This window comes from Methylobacter sp. Wu8 (assembly GCF_036440755.1).
Lineage (GTDB): Bacteria > Pseudomonadota > Gammaproteobacteria > Methylococcales > Methylomonadaceae > Methylobacter_A > Methylobacter_A tundripaludum_A.
This window is the reverse complement of sequence record NZ_JAZGVT010000042.1, coordinates 19,403-38,506: the sequence shown is the minus strand read 5'-3', so window position 1 is coordinate 38,506 and position 19,104 is coordinate 19,403. Positions and strand designations below refer to the sequence as shown.

17 protein-coding genes are annotated in these 19,104 nt (G+C 51.6%); 6 read left to right on the top strand and 11 right to left on the bottom strand.

Annotation, left to right across the window (positions count from 1 at the left end; translation table 11 throughout):
- Position 1: 1 nt before the first annotated feature.
- Together V3O24_RS03530 and V3O24_RS03525 are read left to right on the top strand one after the other, a co-directional pair.
- Positions 2–1,489, top strand: coding sequence for an efflux transporter outer membrane subunit (locus V3O24_RS03530; protein ID WP_331306240.1), 1,488 nt, complete (start codon positions 2–4; stop codon positions 1,487–1,489).
- A gap of 81 nt (positions 1,490–1,570) precedes the next feature.
- Complete coding sequence (locus V3O24_RS03525) at positions 1,571–2,791, top strand: hypothetical protein (protein WP_331306239.1); 1,221 nt, start codon at positions 1,571–1,573, stop codon at positions 2,789–2,791.
- Between the two features lie 86 nt (positions 2,792–2,877).
- On the opposite strand, the gene V3O24_RS03520 is transcribed toward V3O24_RS03525, so the two are convergent.
- The 4 genes from V3O24_RS03520 to V3O24_RS03505 form a co-directional block, all read right to left on the bottom strand.
- Positions 2,878–3,327 (bottom strand): CBS domain-containing protein, encoded by a 450-nt coding sequence (locus V3O24_RS03520; protein WP_331306238.1) that lies wholly within the window; start codon positions 3,325–3,327, stop codon positions 2,878–2,880.
- Between the two features lie 121 nt (positions 3,328–3,448).
- Complete coding sequence (locus V3O24_RS03515) at positions 3,449–4,342, bottom strand: Gfo/Idh/MocA family oxidoreductase (RefSeq protein WP_331306237.1); 894 nt, start codon at positions 4,340–4,342, stop codon at positions 3,449–3,451.
- A gap of 114 nt (positions 4,343–4,456) precedes the next feature.
- The gene (locus V3O24_RS03510; RefSeq protein WP_331306236.1) at positions 4,457–4,831 is read right to left on the bottom strand and encodes a DUF2784 domain-containing protein; all 375 of its coding nucleotides are present in this window, start codon (positions 4,829–4,831) and stop codon (positions 4,457–4,459) included.
- A gap of 181 nt (positions 4,832–5,012) precedes the next feature.
- Positions 5,013–5,618 carry a MarC family protein gene (locus V3O24_RS03505; RefSeq protein ID WP_104424776.1) on the bottom strand — a complete coding sequence of 202 codons (606 nt, stop codon included), beginning with the start codon at positions 5,616–5,618 and terminating at the stop codon, positions 5,013–5,015.
- Between the two features lie 152 nt (positions 5,619–5,770).
- Here V3O24_RS03505 and V3O24_RS03500 point away from each other — a divergent pair, with 152 nt between their 5' ends.
- Positions 5,771–7,318, top strand: coding sequence for a cation:proton antiporter (locus V3O24_RS03500; RefSeq protein ID WP_104424777.1), 1,548 nt, complete (start codon positions 5,771–5,773; stop codon positions 7,316–7,318).
- 51 nt (positions 7,319–7,369) lie between these two features.
- Here V3O24_RS03500 and V3O24_RS03495 read toward each other — a convergent pair whose 3' ends face one another.
- The 3 genes from V3O24_RS03495 to V3O24_RS03485 form a co-directional block, all read right to left on the bottom strand.
- Positions 7,370–9,676, bottom strand: a complete 2,307-nt coding sequence (locus tag V3O24_RS03495; protein WP_331306235.1) for an EAL domain-containing protein — start codon at positions 9,674–9,676, stop codon at positions 7,370–7,372.
- Positions 9,677–10,367: 691 nt separating this feature from the next.
- On the bottom strand, positions 10,368–12,335 hold the full coding sequence (locus V3O24_RS03490; RefSeq protein ID WP_331306234.1) for a M48 family metallopeptidase: 1,968 nt from the start codon (positions 12,333–12,335) through the stop codon (positions 10,368–10,370).
- A gap of 19 nt (positions 12,336–12,354) precedes the next feature.
- A complete protein-coding gene (locus V3O24_RS03485; protein WP_331306233.1) occupies positions 12,355–12,945 on the bottom strand; it encodes a LemA family protein in 591 nt (196 codons plus the stop codon).
- 83 nt (positions 12,946–13,028) lie between these two features.
- Between V3O24_RS03485 and V3O24_RS03480 the strand changes: the two genes are divergently transcribed.
- The gene (locus tag V3O24_RS03480; RefSeq protein WP_331306232.1) at positions 13,029–13,790 is read left to right on the top strand and encodes a ceramidase domain-containing protein; all 762 of its coding nucleotides are present in this window, start codon (positions 13,029–13,031) and stop codon (positions 13,788–13,790) included.
- A 64-nt stretch (positions 13,791–13,854) separates the two neighbouring features.
- Here V3O24_RS03480 and V3O24_RS03475 read toward each other — a convergent pair whose 3' ends face one another.
- Both V3O24_RS03475 and V3O24_RS03470 read right to left on the bottom strand, forming a co-directional pair.
- Complete coding sequence (locus V3O24_RS03475) at positions 13,855–14,181, bottom strand: hypothetical protein (RefSeq protein WP_104424782.1); 327 nt, start codon at positions 14,179–14,181, stop codon at positions 13,855–13,857.
- A 117-nt stretch (positions 14,182–14,298) separates the two neighbouring features.
- Entirely contained in the window at positions 14,299–14,988 is a 690-nt protein-coding gene (locus tag V3O24_RS03470; protein WP_331306231.1) for a rhomboid family intramembrane serine protease, read from the bottom strand.
- 176 nt (positions 14,989–15,164) lie between these two features.
- Between V3O24_RS03470 and V3O24_RS03465 the strand changes: the two genes are divergently transcribed.
- Positions 15,165–16,499 carry a DEAD/DEAH box helicase gene (locus tag V3O24_RS03465; protein ID WP_331306230.1) on the top strand — a complete coding sequence of 445 codons (1,335 nt, stop codon included), beginning with the start codon at positions 15,165–15,167 and terminating at the stop codon, positions 16,497–16,499.
- 115 nt (positions 16,500–16,614) lie between these two features.
- Here V3O24_RS03465 and V3O24_RS03460 read toward each other — a convergent pair whose 3' ends face one another.
- Positions 16,615–17,004 (bottom strand): response regulator, encoded by a 390-nt coding sequence (locus V3O24_RS03460; RefSeq protein ID WP_104424785.1) that lies wholly within the window; start codon positions 17,002–17,004, stop codon positions 16,615–16,617.
- A gap of 109 nt (positions 17,005–17,113) precedes the next feature.
- On the bottom strand, positions 17,114–17,329 hold the full coding sequence (locus V3O24_RS03455; RefSeq protein WP_104424807.1) for a DUF2905 domain-containing protein: 216 nt from the start codon (positions 17,327–17,329) through the stop codon (positions 17,114–17,116).
- Positions 17,330–17,471: 142 nt separating this feature from the next.
- Between V3O24_RS03455 and V3O24_RS03450 the strand changes: the two genes are divergently transcribed.
- A complete protein-coding gene (locus tag V3O24_RS03450; protein ID WP_331306229.1) occupies positions 17,472–19,079 on the top strand; it encodes an NAD(P)/FAD-dependent oxidoreductase in 1,608 nt (535 codons plus the stop codon).
- Positions 19,080–19,104: the final 25 nt, after the last annotated feature.

Genomic DNA, 19,104 nt, shown 5'->3' with positions numbered 1-19,104 from the left:
TATGCACTCCGCAGAATTTCACCCTGCCCTGCAACGCGGCAATACCACCTTATCCGTTGCGATTGAACGCAGCTTAATTTGGGGACAGGCTTTCCTGTGCGTCGCAGCACTGAGCGCCTGCGCGGTAGGACCCGATTACAAGACCCCGGCCACCGAAGCAGGCCAAACTTTCTCTAATGCCGCCCTGCCTGAGTTTTCTGAAAAGGGCGTGGAAGCAGCATGGTGGAAACTGTTTGAAGACAAGGAGCTAACCGAACTTGTCGATCTTACGGTGCAGCACAACCGTAATCTCCAGGCCGCCCGCGCCAATCTGCTCGAGGCACGGGCTCTGTACCTGCAAGCAGGATTGAATCTGGCGCCTACGGTGACCTCGCACGCCAATTATACGGACTCGAAACGCAGTCTCGGCGCGTTAAACAACCTGAATTACGCGCCCCGCGAAATAAAACTCTACAATGCGGGCTTCGATGCGTTTTGGGAACTCGACTTGTTTGGCCGCGTCCGCCGTGACGTGGAGGCCAGCAGCGACGAAGTCGATGCGCAGGAAGCCGGCCTTCGAGATCTCGGCGTCAGCCTGATCGCCGAGGTAGCCAGAAACTATTTCGAATTACGGGGCCTGCAAAACCAGTTGGCAACCGCGGAAAAGAACGCCCACAACCAAGCCGAAACACTGGAAATAACCCGCATCAGATTGGAAGGCGGCCGCGGGACTGAACTCGACACTTCGCGGGCGTTAGCCCAGCTCGATTCCACCAAGGCCGGCATTCCGCCACTGGAAAGCGCCATTTACCAAGCTATGCACCGGCTCAGCGTGCTGACCGGGCAGCTTCCGGGCGCGTTGACGAAAAAACTGTCCAAACCCGCACCCTTGCCCAAAATTCCCGCAAATATCGACATCGGCCGACCCGCGGAGCTGTTGCGCCGCCGTCCCGACATTCGTATCGCCGAGCGGACCCTGGCGGCAGCTACAGCTCGCATCGGCGTCGCCACTGCCGATCTTTTCCCCAGGGTGACCTTTGTCGGCAGCATCTCTCTCGAAGCCAGCACCATGTCCGGGCTCGGCGCAGTGGGTTCCGACGCTTACTCGGTCGGTCCCAAGATCAGTTGGGCGGCGCTGGATTTGGGCCGCGTGTATGCCCGCATTAAGGCCTCGGATGCCCGCGCCGAAGCCAGTCTGGCCGAGTACGAACAGACGGTGCTGAACGCTTTGGAAGAAACGGAAAACGCGTTGGTGAATTACAACCGGACGCGAATTCGGCGGGACTTGCTAACCTCGGCGGCCCAAGCCAGCGAAAGGGCGCATGACCTGGCGCATCTTCGCTTTGCCGAAGGCGTTTCGGATTTCCTGACGGTACTGGATTCCGAATCGCGTCTGTTGCAGGACCAGGATCGCCTGGCCCAGAGCGAAACCGCCACGGCAACCGCGCTGGCGGCGCTTTACAAAGCGTTGGGCGGCGGCTGGGAAGCGAACCCTGCTTTGGCTAAATAAACACGTCCACGTTAAAAATATCAGCGTCGCGAACAATGCTCCGGGTACAATATGCAATAGTCTTATTATTGAGGAACTCCCATGCAAACATACCTACCCCTTATCAAAGCAATGTTTCCCGAATGGTATTTTTTTGCCATGAACAATCCATTGTCCGTTACGGTAGCGTTCGCAACAGCAATCTGGCTGCTGACGGCGATATTTTACAGCATCAGGATTGCCGCATTAAAAAGAGGAAAAGTCGCCTGTGAAAAAGCCGGCATCGAAAATCTAAATGCCGCTCAACAACAGCTGCTGCAAAATCAGGAAGAATTAGCCGCGGCTACCGAACAAATGGAAAAAGCCCAGCAAGCGGCTCAAGACGAAACGCAACGGGCTTTAGCGGTTGAACAGCTGATCTATCAACGCAACCAGCAGATTGCCGGAATTATTCAGACGCTGGCGACAAGCTTTGATCTTGGCGAGCGCCCTCTGCTTGCGAGCGAAGACATGAAAGCGGACGCGTTATGGCAGCAACATGACAAAGTCATCGGCCAATTAATAGAGCGTCTGCGTTCCGAGCAGCAGGCGAAAACCGAATTACAGCAAGCTTATAAGGCGGAGTCGGCGAAACTGGCCGAAAAAGAAGGTCTTTTTCAAGCTTTGCAGACAACATTAGCCGCCCACACCCATCAGCTTTCAAAACTGGAGCAGGCGCTTGAACAGCAAAAAACGATGCTTCAACATCAGGATAACGCCCATCAGGCATTGACCGATACCCTGAAACAATACCGCACTGATGCACCCCGCCCCGCAGAACCGGAAACGATAAAACCGGTTAATATCATAGAACCGCCGGTGCAGTTGCAAGAAAGCCCCAAAATTGCGGATACCCCGATTGTTGCGGAACCGGGGCCGGTTACTTTGGCGCCGCAGGTTAATGAAGAACCTCTGGCCGCAGTTACCCTGCTGAATGAAGATACACAAATTGAGTTCGTCGTATCCACGCGCATACCGCCAGAGATAAAACCGGAACCGGTCGTCGAAGAAGCGCCGCCTGTGGCATTGAATATAGAACAATCACCGGCTGCACCCGCCAAAGGTTCGCTGGGCAAAATCAAAAATCTGTTCGGTAAAAAACAACAACCGGTTAAAACAGAACCGCAGTGGAGCGCCACAAAAGCGGATGAAAAAGAATTCCAGCCGTTAACATCGGCTGAGGCGCAACAACCGGCTACTCCTGACGAAGCATCGAAACCGGCCGCAAAGAAGCCGGGAAAACTGAAAGGCTTTTATAATAAGTTCAAATCAAAAGATAAATGATCCGCTTGATGCGTGATTGGACCCGGTGCTAAACCGATTGATGGGCTTGTACATCAGGCCCATCGCACTCAATCAGCCTGCGTTGATTAAGTTCTTAGTTTAGCCTCGCGCTCTTGTCCGCGCGGAGCGACCTTGGCCAGTTCGGTCATTTCCTCGGCCAGAAGCTCCAGTATATCGTCTGCCGACACGATGCCGGCAAGCCCGCCCTCCGAATTAAGCACAGGAATACGGCGAATTGCCTTGGTCCGCATCAGCCGTATCGTCTCAAATACGCCTTCGGTTTCCTGCACGCCGACCAGTTGCGGAGCCATGATGTCGCCCACGCTAAACTCATCGAGATTCAGCGATTTAGCAATAATCTCGATGACTATATCGCGGTCTGTCACCACGCCGACCGGCGCCCGCTTACCGCCAACCTCGTCGACGACCACCAGATCGCCGACATGGTATTCGCGCATCAATTGCGCCGCTTCCGGCAGACTCATTTCCCTGGTCGCGAACACCACGTCGCGATTGCAAAATTCACCAATAGCCATTGTCAATCCTCCACTTAAGTTAAGGTAGAACTGTAGCAAAACCGGCAACAAGCCCGCTCCCTACAGCAATAAGCACAAACATCCCGACTCATGCTGATATGATGCGCTAAAAGCAGCCGATTTACACCCACTTCTTTTCCCCGGCTGAACGCAATCCGCCCCATAGCGCGCCGACAGGCAGGTCAAGCGGCGAATAAGCGCCCGCTTGCAGAGCCGGTAACGATTGCGCGGCGGCAAGCATCATCCTCGCGGCAAGCCCAGTCTCGTCAAAACGCGCTTCCAGTAAAAAAGAGCAATGACCGACGTCGGCAGGTGAGCTGAGGCGTGCGAGCGTCACGCCGCGGTTTGTTTCTTCCAGCTCGGCGATACTCGGTACCGGCAATACCAGCGTTTGCTCGTCCAGAAACAGCGGATCGTTTACGATGGCGCGCTCCACCCCGGCCTCGTCCGCCGATTCATCCAATTCGACATAGACATAGCGTTGAAGCGTTGCGCCGGATTTAAGTTCGGTCGCCAGTGCTTTTTTGACCCCTTTGACGCCCTCCGCCGCCAGCGTATGATGCAGGCTGACTCCAGTGTGCAGGTTGGTTTCAGTATGACCGTGAGGGGCCAGTAGCGCAAAATAACTGCGGAACAGGGAAAGCGCGCCAGGATCGCATCCCGCGCCGACAATAGCGGGGACTTTGTGCAGCAGCGCGCTCCGGTGAATTTCCAACTTATGTTTAACAAAAGCCTCATCGTGGAAACGCGCGCACTCCACGACCGGAACCCGGCGTTGCAAAAGACCTTTGGCAACGTTCACGACCGCGTCCGGCGGGACACATATCAGTGCGGCGTCAACTTCCGCCAACTCGCTGATGTGGGTAACGACAGGCACTTTAGACTCGGAATCCGAGGAAGCGACGATGCGCTTGACAATACCCGTCAACTCCGTGGTTTGATCGGCAGAAATGAGATCGGCGCATTTGCGCCCCAAATTTCCCAGACCGATGATCGCAAGCCGCAGTTGTTTCATATTGCCTTCTCCGTTATTGCTATGGATCAACGCTCAACCCTCTCGTTCCGGGTTGAGGCACAAAAACCGTTGAAGCTGCGCGCACCCCAACCACAGACTTCCCCCTTCGACAAACTATTGGAACCGGGAACCGCACTTCCGGTAAACAAGCCAACCGTATATCGCAGCGTTGATCAATATCACCAAAGCCGCCAGCACAAATTGAATGTCTCCGGTAAGGCCGGCAGGATAGATCACGGGCAAAAGATAATGCTCGATAAAGCTACCCGAATAACCCGCGTCTCCGGCAAGCCGGCGAAATTCGACTTCGATCACGGTAAGCGGACACAGCCCGCCGGTCAGCTCAATAAATGCGCCCCAGCAGGCGGCCGGTATATGGGCTAGCGCAATCCGGGGAGAACGTAACGCGGAAAATCCGCCGAAAACGACGAAGCCGATAAACAGGAGATGAAGAATCAGGACGGAATCTGCTAAAAGTCGATAAATCATATCATTCGTAGAATATTGATGAACTACGCCCCGGCATCTGAAATTAGACGGTTGTTTCGTGCTTAAGTTTATTCCCCACAGCAATAAAGCCGGCCGCAAAGGCACTCGCGCTTCAGTTACGCCGCTCCCGGCGACTTAATTTAACACGCCCGCCTGCCTCCCATGCCTGATCCGCATCCGGTTACGGCTTTGGAAGAGTCCAAAACGCATCGATAACTAAATCTACGGACAGTGTGGCTAGGATTATTCCCATAATACGCTCCAGTATCGCAGCGCCGTTCTTCCCGATGATACGCAGAAGATGCTCCGCGAGCAGCATTAATAGGTAAGTAACCGCCAAGACGCCGAGCATTATCCCGGCCGTTATCGCCTGCGTGGCGACGGAATAGAGGTAATTGTCGGTGAGTAAAATCACCACCATGATAGCTTCCGGTCCCACAATGGAAGGTATTGCCAGCGGAAACACCGCAATATCGTGCCCGGCCTCAGACTGGCTAAAAGTGGTTGCCGCTCGGCCGAAAATCATCTGGAGTCCAAAAAGAAATAAAATGATGCCGCCGGCAATTTGCAACGAAATAAGCTGAATATTCATCGCAGCGAGCAGGATTTGCCCTATAAGAATTGCGCCAAGCAAAACGATAGCCGAATAAGCAATCGCCCTTGTTGCAATTTTTCTGCGTTCTCTTGCCGAAAGTCCCGAAGCCAGCGCCGCAAAAAGCACAACAGTCCCAATCGGTTCAATGGTTACCCAGATCATCAGCGCGTCGTGGATTATCTTATTAAGCACATGTTCTCCTTTGCCGCCACAACGTCAGCTTTTCAGGTTTAAAAACGTTCCTGATAACTTACTTTATCCTAGTTTTGACTAGGCCGTTCTATTCTAAACAAAATTTGCGCTATCATAGATCAGCAATTGTACTTATAGAAACAGGATTTATTATGGAATTAATTTGGGTCGGCGCCGCTTATCTGGCAGGGTTAATATCCAGCCGATTGCATTTACCCCCTTTGGTAGGCTACCTGATGGCGGGATACGCGTTAAATCTTTCCGGCGTTGAACCCAACGAAACACTCAGTCATTTAGCCGATATCGGCATTGAACTACTCTTATTTACGGTCGGCCTGAAGTTGAAGCTTTCTTCGTTGTTGCGACGCGAAGTGCTTAGTGTCGGCACCTTGCACTTGCTTATCGTCACCCTGGTTTCCGCACTGGTCTACTTTGGTTTTAATGGGCAGGTTACCGGCGGCTTAGTGATAGGCGTGAGCTTGGCTTTTTCCAGTACAGTGCTCGCGATTAAAGTATTGGAAGACAGCGGCGAACTATCCACCTTGTACGGCCGGGATGTACTAAGCATATTGATTTTACAAGATATTGTCGCCATCGGCCTGCTGGCTGTCGCCAATAACAAACAACCGTCGCCTTGGGCCCTATGCCTTCTGCTGTTGCCTTTTCTCCGCCCTTTGGCGTATCGCTTGCTTAACGCCAGCCGCGACGATGAATTGAAATTGTTATTGGGCATAGTACTGGCATTGGCAGGCGGCGTATTGGCGCAAAAGGTCGGTATTTCCAGCGATATTGGCGCATTGCTGATGGGCGTTATGCTGGCTGGGCACCCCGACATAGACGATCTTTCTAAAAAACTATGGGGGTTAAAAGAAACCTTTTTAGCCGCATTTTTCCTTCAAATCGGCTTGGCCGATTTGCCGGGTTATGACGAAGTCATACAAGTGTTTGAGCTGCTATCTCTATTGCCATTGCAAGGCATGCTTTTCTTTGCGTTATTTTTGCTGGTCGGCTTACGCGCACGCACGGCTTTTGTTTCCGCGCTGGCGTTGATGACTTACAGTGAGTTTGCGTTGATCACCTCGAGTGTGGTCGTCAAGGCGGAACTGCTTCCCCCCGCTTGGGAAGCTGTCATCGGTCTGGCGGTTGCGCTTTCCTTGGCTATTGCGGCGCCATTAAATCGCTTTTCACACCGTATCTTTTCCTTTCTGGAACCGGGATTAGTCCGTTTTGAACGTAAGGTCGAACATCTGGACAGACTACCCAGCAGCATCGGGGGAGCGGAATGGCTGGTGGTGGGAATGGGACGCACCGGCATGTCGGCCTATCTCGCTTTTAAGCAGCAGGATATGCGCGTGCTGGGCTTGGATGCCGACCCTATCAATCTAAAAAACTTGCTTGCCGACGGGCGAAGGGTGATTTACGGTGATGCCGAAGACTCTGCGCTATGGGAGACGCTTCCCTTGGAAAAAGTCAAAGGGATTATCCTGACCATGCCGGAATTTGAAGCAAGATCGTCGTCGATCAAGCAGTTAAAAAGCCTTAAATTCGCCGGCAGTATCGGCACCGTTTGTTTTCACAACGACGAGGAAAGCGAACTGTATCGATTGGGGGCCACTTTCGTTATTCATCCGTTGATAGAAGCGGGTAAACAATTGGCCGAACAGTTGCTGGACTCGACGCGCGAGCTGGATTTGGCCTAAAACAGCCCCGGTTGGTTATTTTCGATAAATATCAGAGTCGCGCAGAATATATCAATCTTTGCGCGGCCCCGCCAAGAAAGCCCCAAACTCTTGTTCCGGCATCGGTTTGGCGAACAAGTAACCCTGACACTGGGTGCAACCTTGGTCGCGCAAGAAGGCAAGCTGCTGCTCTGTCTCCACGCCTTCGGCGACTATCGAAAGACGCAGGCTTTTCGCCATCGCGATGATGGCGATTACCAACGCGGCGTCGTCAGGATCGCTGCCAATATCCCGGATGAACGACTTGTCGATCTTGAGCGTATGGATCGGAAACTGCTTTAGATAGTTCAGACTTGAATAGCCGGTGCCGAAGTCGTCTTCGGAAATTTGCACCCCCAGTACCCGTAATGTCTGGATGACAGCAATGGTATGTTCCATGTTATGCATCATCATGCCTTCGGTAATCTCCAGCTCCAGCGCTTCGGGCGGCAAGCCGGTTTCTATCAGCACGGCGCTCACGGTATCTATGAAATGCATATCATGGAACTGCCGGGCCGAGACGTTCACCGCAATCCGCAATGACGGCTGCCCCTGATTGCGCCATGCCTTGGCCTGGGAACAGGCGGTGCGAAGCACCCACGCGCCAATTTCGGTAATGAGCCCGGTGTCTTCGGCCAAAGCGATAAAATCATCGGGACTTATAAGGCCGCGCACGGGATGCCGCCAACGGATCAACGCCTCCGCTTTACTGATGGCGCCGGTCGTAATATCGACAATAGGTTGGTAATACACCTGGAACTGGTTTTCGGCGAGGGCCTCGCGCAAGTCCGCGGTCAGTTGTATCCGGTTCAACATGGCGTCGTGCATCGATGGAGTAAAGCAGCAGTATGCGTTGCGGCCTTTATCCTTGGCGGCATACATAGCTTGATCGGCGTTTTTGAGTAAATCCTCGAGTTCAGTGGCGTCCTTAGGATAAAACGTAATGCCGATGCTGGCCGATATCTGGGATTTTTCACTACCTAATTGGAACGGTTGGGCCAAGCTGTTCAAGATCGAGTGAGCGATGCGTTCGGCGCTGTCGGTAGCGTCCAAATCGCCGAGGATGACGGTAAACTCGTCTCCGCCCAGGCGCGCCACGGTGTCGGTATCGCGCACGCAATGGATCAGGCGTTGCGCCGCATCCACAAGCAGCGCATCGCCTACTTCGTGTCCCAGCGTGTCGTTAATTTCCTTGAAGCGATCGAGATCGATGAACATCAACGCCAAGGAAGAATTGACACGATGGGTTTTCTTGACCGCCTGCTCCAGACGGTCACGGAACATACTGCGATTGGGCAGTCCGGTCAATGGATCGAAGTTGGCTTGCCGCCAAATCAGTTCTTCCGACTGTTTTCGCTTGGTAATATCGGAGAACAACGCAACCCGGCGGTTTACCGAGCCATCGCTGTTGAAGATGGAATTGATGCTAAGCCATTCGGCATAAACCTCACCGTTCTTGCGGCGGTTCCATATTTCGCCTTCCCAGTGCCCCGTAGTGACGAGCTTGCGCCACATAGCCTGGTAAAACATGGCATCCTGACGGCCGGATTGGAGGATTTTCGGGTTTTTACCGATGACATCTTCCGGCGTGTATCCCGTCAGTTGCGTGAAAGAAGGATTGATCGCAACGATGGTGCCGTCTGCGCCGGTCACCACCATACCCTCGCTGCCGTTTTCGAACACCAGCGCCGCCAGTTGTACCGCTTCCTCGGCCTGCTTGCGCAGGCTAATGTCAGTCTGCGTACCGATCATGCGCAAGGCTTTGCCGTTTGCATCCCGGTCGATCACCTTGCCGCGCGTCAGCAGCCATTTCCAGCTTCCATCCTTATATCGTGCGCGGTGCTCATTGCTGTAACTGTCTGTATCGCCGTCCAGATGAGCCTGCAACTCGCTCATCACGCGTTGGAAATCGTCAGGATAGATCGTCGATTCCCAACTCAAAATCCGGCTTTCATAGTCATCCTCATCATATCCGAGTATTTCCTTGCAACGCGGGGAAAAAAAGACCTCGCCGGTTTGCAAATTCCAGTCCCAGACGCCGTCTCCCGCGCCTTCGAGCGCAAACTTCCAGCGCTCTTCGCTGGTGCGCAGCGCATCTTTGTCCAAGCGATGCAAGTTCAGGAAAAAAATCAGTACGGAGGAAACCAGCGCCGCAACGCAAAGAGACGCAAAAAATCCGGTCAACAGGTAATCGTAGGTAATCTCCCCTTTCAGAAGCAAGCCCATTGCTCCGACGATAATCTCCGTCGCGGCTATGGAGAAGAAAATACAAAACAGAAAAAGCCGGGTTAAGGGTAGCTTTTTCAGGCGATGAGATAAATCTATGGCGGTTCGGGTCATTGAAAATAAATGTAAATTTTATAGCGTAGACAGTTTGGGCCCATTAATAAACGCCCGGATAATTCGATAATGGGTGAAGGCTACATTGAAATGACGCCCGTTGTATTGTACCTGAACTGCCCGTATTTCCATCCTTAGCCCAAAGCCCAGGAACATAACTCATAGCCAATGAACGATCGTGCATGCTCCCGGCTCTCAAAACATTGGGGCAATGCAGCGAACGCCGGAATTCCTGCATCATCGATAGCCATCATGAAACCCTGATCCTAGGGGCGTAGATGGTGGAAGAAATTTAATTGTTTCCGGTCAAACTGATTGCGTTCGTTCGGTTTAACGCGACAATTTCTTACCGGCATTCGTCAGTCTTTTCAATTCCATGAGCGCCGGAGGTAACCGAAAAACCACCTCAACTCATCGTCAAAATAAAACCGGGGCGCCGCTAAGATAGAGGATTTTCAAAACCTTTACACCTTAGCGACACTTATCATCTGCCCTTTTCTTTATCCGTCACTACCGTATAGACAACATAAACGACAAAGATAACCGTTGCTATATATATTATTGCTGACATGCCCGCTCCTCATCTTCAAATGAATTATTGACTATTTTGCCCAGGTTTTCCGTTTTCACAGTCCTTTAAGGCAAACCGCACAACGTTATTGAGAATATACCAAAAGCGATTCGAATGCTATCAGCCGGCATCAAAAACAAACGGCGGCAAAGGCAAATGCAGGGTTGCGCATATCGCTCTCAACAACTCCGCTTCATCGGAGGTAACTTTACCGTCATGAGAGATTGTCAGCACCAGCGCTGAAATCAGTGCTTGTTTGTCTAGCATCCGTAATCCGTCCAACGTTTTTAATGCAGTATCTGTGGAGAAAACCCAATCCCCAGGAGGCGCATACCCCGGCCATTGTCCCGTATCCATCAGCATTTTTATCCGCCGCTCATGGCGTCCCAGAGATTCCATGCCTTGCTGGTAAGCTTTGCCGGCGATACCCGCTTCGGCATGGCCTTGCTTCGCCACGACAGAAAACAATGTAGCGACCGCTTCGGGCAACTGCGTCAGACGGAGATTACCGTGCCGATGCTGCGGTTGAACGGCATCATTCAGGTGGGTTTTTAAAACGCAACCCAAGGCGAACTCGAACGTATCGACGACGCCATCGACCTTGATCAAGTGCTCTACCAGATCGGCTAGGCGTTCAAGCTGTTCCAGCGGCCGGGTTTTAATCAAGGGGAAGGCGATTTGCAATAAGGACAGACGAAACGCCGCCCCCGGTTTTTGCATCTCCCGTTGCAGCGTTTCGGCAGCCATTGCCGCCGTACCGCTCAATTGTTCGGCAATCAGGTCTAATTGGATTCGGCGCACGGCTTCGTTGGCGTCCAGCAGCAACGCCAAGACTAACGGCAAGGCGTCAGTGCCGGAATGCGCGGCGCGATACAGGTTTTCGGGTATTGACCGCCTAAAGCTCGAAGCAAGCTGCATATGTCCTTCGTCGGGCATGCCGACCGTTTCAGTCACCGCATCCGGCGTCACGGCAAAGTGTTGCGCCGCGAAACCGGCCGTTGCTGTACTTTCTTCAATAACTTCCGAACCGTTTTGAATTTGTCCCCGCATTTGCTCGGCAAGCCGGTCTATTTCCGCCTCATCGAAATTCGGTTCCAGGGCCTTGATACGCCGGAGTAACGGCGGATGCGTAGCCAGCAATGAATTGAATGACGCCCCGGTCGCAAACAGCATATGACTGACTTCGTCGCTATCGACCGTCTGTAGCTCAGAGCCTTGCTGAGCGGCGGCTATTTTTTTTAACGCGCCCGCAATGCCTTGGGTCTGGCGGGCAAATTGCACGGCTGAGGCGTCGGCCAAAAATTCACGTTGCCGGGACACTGCCGCTTTGATCAGCTGGCCGAAAAACACGCCGATATAACCGATCAAAAACAGCGCTAAACCGGCCAGATAAATAGCCCCGGCGCCGTCACGCCGGGAATTGTCGGAGCGGACAGCGCCGTATCGGGCGCTGTTCAACACCGCCCTGCCGATCAGGCCGATAACCAGGATGCCGAACAAAACTCCCATCAGCCGCGTGTTCAGCCGCATGTCGCCGTTCAGGATATGACTGAATTCATGCCCGATCACGCCTTGCAATTCGTCCCTGGAAAGCGTTTCCAGCGTACCGCGAGTGACGGTTACCGCCGCATCGCCTGTAGTAAATCCTGCCGCAAAGGCGTTAATGCCCGCCTCCCGTTCCAGCACGTAAACTTCCGGCATCGGAATACCGGATGCAATCGCCATTTCTTCAACGACGTTATACAAACGGCGGCGTAGCGGTTCCCTAGTCTCTGCTGTAATCAGCGTAGCGCCCAGGCTTCGCGCGACTTTGCCGCCGCCTGAACTCAATGACGCAATCTTGTAAAGGCTGGACAGGCTGATAAAGCCGATAGTGACCAGTGAAATGCCCCCAACCAACGACAGGTGACTCATGATCCAATCGAAATCGGGAAGCGTCGCCGTTTCCGTTTCATCGCCCGCATTAATGACCAGGGCCGTTATCACCAAGTTGACCGCCGCAACAATCGCAATCACGGCCAGTATGAACATCAAGATCAGGATGCGGGTCTTGCGGCGTGCCTCGTCCTGGCTTTGAAAGAAATTCATCTGCTTAACCGAAGCTGTTTTAACTAAAAGACACCTTCGGTGCTTCGCGTTTTTCCGGCGCTTCTATTTCCAGATGTTCGGCAGGATTAAAATTAAACATGCCGGCCAGAATATTGTTTGGGAAATTCTCCCGGCCGTTGTTATAAATCATGACCGCATCATTAAAAGCCTGGCGGGCAAAAGCCACTTTGTTTTCGGTAGACGCCAACTCTTCCTGAAACTGCATCATATTCTGATTGGCCTTGAGATCGGGATATGCCTCGGCCAATGCAAACATTTTACCGAGACTGCCCTGAAGCGCCGCCTCGGCGCCCGCCAGTTGCCTGATCGCATCTGGATCGGCAGGGTTCGCCCCGGCGGCCTTAAGCCCGGTTACCGCAGCATTCCGCGCACTGATAACGGCGTCCAGCGTTTCCTTCTCGTGTTTCATATAACCCTTAACGGCTTCAACCAGATTCGGGATAAGGTCGTAACGCCGAGTCAGCTGGACATCGATCTGGGAGAAAGCGTTTTTAACGCCGTTGCGTAAGTTGACGAGCCGATTGTAAATGCCGATAAAAAACAGCGCAACAACAATGATGAAAGCGATCAACGCGAACAGGATAGGCATGAGGGTACTCCATGAAATAACAAGGTGTATCCTAATCATACAAGAGCGATTACTATCTGTCCTTTGTTTTTCTCTCTAAATTTATGCTTGCCGATAACCGCTTAAAAATTATGCTGGCGATCATTGTTGTCTCCGTGGTCGCGATTTTCAATATCGATCCCATTGCCCAGGAGCCGGCTTACCATCATTTCGCCGACCAGCGCAGCATCCTAGACATTGCCAACTTTTTCAATGTGCTGTCCAATTTGCCGTTCGTCATTATCGGCATCATCGGCATGCGGCTGGTCGCGTTGCGTCGGGCACAGGGAGGATTGGCCGAATTGCAGCCCATGTATTTGACATTCTTTGCCGGAGTGCTTTTGACCGGTTTCGGTTCTGCGTATTACCACCTTCAACCCGGTAATCAAACCCTGCTTTGGGACCGCCTTCCGATGACGATTGCTTTTATGGCGTTGTTCTGCGCCATAGTCGGGGAATATATTTCGATTCAGCTGGCGCGACAATTATTTGCCCCCTTGCTGATAGGGGGCATTGCATCGGTACTCTACTGGTATGTGACTGAAATTAACGGCAACGGAGATTTACGCGCTTATGTGCTGGTGCAGTTTTTACCGGTATTGTTGATACCGCTGATCCTGCGGCTGTTCGACTCGAAACTGGATAACGACAAGTATATTTGGGGCGTCGTTATAGCTTATGCGGTCTCGAAACTAATGGAGCTGTTCGACGCTCAACTTTACAGCATTTTCGGCTTGCTCAGCGGGCACTCGTTAAAACATTTGGTTGCCGCATTCGGGGCGTTGATTTTTTATTGGGCATTGCAACAGCGGCGGTCTTCAAAATAACAGGCACAAAAAAAAGGGTGTGCCGAAACCGGCACACCCTTTTTTAATATGAACAATCGCAAACTTAAGCTTTTACTGCATCGGCGATTTCATTAAACGCTTCAACCCGGGTTTTACCGGTCTTGATCAGGTCAACGCCTGCATCGACTACCATTTTGCAAAGCCCTGGCGTTTTATAAACCATCAAACCTAAATAGCCGACAGCCGGCACAGCAATAAAGGCCGCAATAAAACCGTTAAGACCCACTACTCCCATCAGCTTTATCAGCAATACAACGGCATCCAAAGGCAGTAAAACCATGGCGCCGAAATAGACGATTACCATGAATATGGACACCACAAAAACTACAAACTGAAGTAGCCTGACCAACGCAACGTTAATTTTTTTCATATTACTTTTGACCTGATTGAACTTAAGGATTCTTTTTTAAATCAGGAAATAACTCCTGATACTGGTGTATTGTCAAAAACACCGCTTTTTGAAGCGGCAAATTATACCTGAACACCGTCAAATTAATTCATTTTTTTCGGCTTGGTCTTTACGAAGAAATAACCGATATAAAACAGTACCTGCAATAAAACCGCCTAAATGAGCCCACCAGGCCACATCGACGGCTGTCCCTTCAAACAGCATTGCAGTGGTCGCGCTATGGAGCTGAACCAAGACCCACAAGCCTAAAAAAGCAATCGCCGGAATATGAATGACTATCGGCAAAAAAAACAGGGGAACCCACACGACAACCCGCTCAAGTGGATACAAAAAGAAATAAGCCGCCAATACACCGGCTATCGCACCCGATGCGCCAACAACGGGGATCGCAAGTTCCGGGTCGAAAAACCACTGCAAAAAAGTAGCCAAAAGGCCGCACACTAAATAAAAAATCAAGAAAGGCAAACGCCCCATTCTGTCTTCTACATTATCGCCAAATATCCATAAAAACCACATGTTCATGATAAGGTGCAGCCAGTTTCCGTGCAGAAACAGGCTGGTCAAAAAAGATAAATAGCCATCGAACGGCAAGCCATAATACGGATTGGTATAGCGGATAGGCACCATGCCATAAAGATTAAGCAGCCTGTAACTCATCTGATCCGGCATCAATTTCATCGACACAAAAATAGTAATGCAAATCGCCATTAACCCCCAGGTGACTAAAGGTCTGGAATGGCAGGGGGCAGTGTCTCTAATTGGTATCATCGTTGTTCCTGTTCTCTGTCGACGGGATGGTATTCCTGCTTTGAACTAGCTTAAAAGCTAAAAAACCGATTTGCAATGAATAGTTATTTAATCATAACCCCGTCTGCAAAAAGTCTATAATACCTGCACAGATTGCTTCTTATCATCCTTGCGCTTTAGCAGCCATTTAAAGATCCATGCAGCCAAACCCAACAAACAAAACGCCGTCATTTTCCAGCCTGGAACTCGATGAGCAACTGCTGTCGGCAGTTAAAAAAATGGGCTTTGAACAGCCCACGCCCGTACAACTACAGTCAATCCCCCTGGCTCTGGAACACAAAGACCTGCTGGTCAGCGCCGAAACCGGCAGCGGCAAAACCGCCGCATTCCTGCTGGCTGCGCTGCATCATCTGCTAACCCTGCCCTCCGCAAAATCCGGCACAAGAGTCTTGGTGCTGACCCCGACCCGCGAATTGGCCCAGCAGATCTTTAAGCACTGCCAACAATTGACTGAATTTACCGACCTGAAAACCGGCCTGATCACAGGCGGCGATGATTTCAGGCTGCAACAAAATATGCTGCGCAGAAACACGGAAATCGTCATTGCGACTCCAGGCAGAGTATTGGAACTGATGGAGCAAGAGATACCGGACTTCAGCAATCTGGAAGTGTTGATATTGGATGAAGCCGATCGCATGCTGGATATGGGCTTTAGCGAAGACGTACTGACCATCGCCAACAGCTGCAACGCTACGCGGCAAACCCTGCTGTTTTCGGCCACCTTGACGCATTTCGGCGTCATCAAAATGGCTGACAAGGTGCTGAAAAATCATGAAGTCGTCGCCTTAAATACGCTGCATGACGGACACCGCAACATCGAACAGCAAATCGTGCTGGCCGACGATAATGATCATAAACAAAAGCTGCTGGCTTGGCTGCTGCAAAATGAAACCTATGACAAGGCGCTGGTCTTCACCAACAGCCGGATTCAGGCGGACGCTCTTCGCGGTCCGCTACGCGGACAAAAACTCCGTGTCGGTGTGCTGCATGGAGAAATGGATCAAAAAGACCGCAACCGGATGATGGAATTATTCCGCGAAGGCCAAGTCAAGGTCATGATTGCTACCGACCTTGCCGCCCGAGGCCTGGACATCAAGGGTATTAATCTGGTCATCAATTTTGATGTGCCGAGAAACGGCATCAATTATATCCATCGCATAGGACGGACAGGCCGGGTCGACGAGCTGGGCTTGACCATTGCGCTGGTAAAACACACTGAATGGAATTTAATGTCCGGCATTGAGCGTTTTTTGAAGCAGAAATTCAAACACCGCAGCATTAAAGAGTTGGAAGGCAAGTATAAAGGCCCTAAAAAACTCAAGGCTTCAGGAAAGGCGACTGGCGGCAAAAAGAAAATAGAACCTAAAAAAGCAGCCGCCGAAAAAGTCAAAATACGCCACAGGGACAAGAAAAATATCGGAAAAAGACGGGCGCCGACCGCTAAGCCGGACATAGAAAACAATCGGCCATAAAAAAGACCTCATTTGCAATCTGCTGTTGCGAATGGGGCCTTTTTGTTTGCGGTCACCGAAGTTAACGCATTGCCTACGAATGTGGTAAGGGGCGTAAAGCTTTGCCTATAAAACGTTAAGAAAGTTTAGCCACAACTTGCTTGACCAAGTTATCCGGCTTAAAAGGTTTTACAATATATGAGGTTATTCCGGCCATAATGGCTTCCTTTACCTTGTCGCCTTCGGACGAAGAAGTCAGCATTATCCAGGGCGGCGTTTCTAATTTGGCGTCGTCTTTTACTGTCTTATACAAATCAAGACCGCTCATACCCGGCATGTTCCAATCACAGACCACGATATTAATCTTTACCTTTCTCATCATCAGCAATGCTTCTTCACCACCCGGCGCATCAAAAACGTGGGTAAATCCGGCCTCGCGCAGAATAGCTTTGGTTAGTGTCCGCATTGAAGCTGCATCATCTACAATCAGAATCTTTTTCTGTAGCAATTCTTGTGATATGTCCATTCTTGTTCCAAATTACAGGTATTATGAGCACTGCAGTACTTAATCGGAATATTCTACAAGAACTCAAGGTATCCGACAATATATTGTAAGCATAATACCATGCAGTTCATTATTTACGAAAAAACAGATTAAAAATTAGCGTCAATATAATACTGACAACAAACATAGAGGTAATCGGGATAAACACGAACCGCTGCTCGTCCTCAACACGTATATCGCCGGGCAACTTGCCAAACCAGCCGATCAGCCAGGGCGCGTAACTAACCGTGAGCCCGATAATCGCTAAAATAACGCCAATAACCGTCAGTAATTTTCCTAGCGCCATTTGCAACCTCCCCTTTTTGACCTGCTTGCACAAACGCACGGTGCAGCTAACAAGAAAAACTGCGTTAAGGTAAAATAAAACATCCTCATACGCCACCGGCAAAACAATCGGTTCTGTCAGGAACCAATCGGAAATACATTACATGTTGAGAATCACTGAACTTAAACTCCCGCTCGATCACCCTGAAGACCAACTCAAAACCGCGATACTTGAGCGGCTTGGCCTCAGCGCGGAAGAGCTGATCGCTTACACCATATTCCGCCAAGGTTATGATGCCCGCAAGCGCAATGCGATCCTGCTTGTATACACCGTTGATGTAGAAACCAAAAATGAACCGGCCATTCTTAAGCGCCTGCAAAACGACCCGCACATTTCTGCAACACCGGACAGCACTTACCGTATTGTAACCCAAGCGCCAAAGAATCTGGCGCAACGCCCCGTGATCATCGGCACAGGGCCGTGCGGGCTGTTTGCCGGCTTGATTCTGGCTCAAATGGGTTTTAAACCGATCATTCTGGAGCGGGGAAAAGAGGTACGGGAACGCACCAAAGACACGTTCGGCCTTTGGCGTAAAAGCCGGTTCAACCCCGAGTCCAATGTACAGTTCGGCGAAGGCGGTGCCGGAACCTTTTCCGACGGCAAGCTTCATACCCAGATCAAGGACCCGAATCACTACGGACGCAAGGTGCTGACCGAACTGGTCAAAGCCGGCGCACCGGCCGAAATCCTCCATGTCAGCAAGCCTCATATCGGCACATTCAGGCTGGTAGGCGTAGTGGAACAGATACGAGAAACCATCGAGTCATTAGGCGGAGAAATCCGCTTCCAAAACCGGGTTGACGACATCCTTATCGATAACGGACAGGTGCGCGGCGTGGTGCTCGCCGGCGGCGAAACCATTAACACCCATCATGTGCTGCTGGCGGTCGGGCATAGCGCGCGCGACACTTTCAAAATGCTCTATGCCCGGGGCGTTTACATTGAAGCCAAACCTTTTTCTATCGGCTTTCGCATAGAACATCCGCAATCCCTGATCGACAGCTGCCGGTTCGGCGGCAATGCCGGGCATCCGTTGCTGGGCGCCGCCGATTACAAACTGGTCCATCACTGTAAAAACGGACGCTCCGTGTACAGCTTTTGCATGTGCCCAGGCGGCACTGTCGTGGCTGCAACTTCAGAGGCGGGACATGTTGTCACCAACGGCATGAGCCAATACTCGCGCAACGAGCGTAACGCCAACAGCGGCATTGTCGTCGGCATCACCCCTGACGATTATCCCGGTCATCCGTTGGCGGGCATCGATTTCCAACGCCGCCTGGAAGCGGGCGCGTTCAAGTTGGGCGGAGAAACCTACGAAGCGCCGGGGCAACTGGTTGGCGACTTTCTCGCCAAACACCCCTCAACACAGTTGGGTACGGTACAGCCCTCCTATACACCGGGCGTACACTTATGCGACCTCAGTTCGGCCTTGCCCGATTATGCGATAGCTGCGATACGCGAAGCCATCCCGGCTTTCGATAAAAAGATAAAGGGCTTTGCGATGCATGACGCTGTATTGACCGGCGTAGAAACCCGCACCTCATCGCCTATCCGAATCAAACGCAATGACCATTTCCAAAGCCTGAATACCAAAGGACTCTATCCGGCCGGGGAAGGCGCAGGCTATGCAGGCGGGATTCTTTCGGCGGCTGTTGACGGCATCAAAGTTGCCGAGGCATTGGCGCTGGACATGAACCGATCAATCGCATAATCACTACATAACCGGATTTACGTTC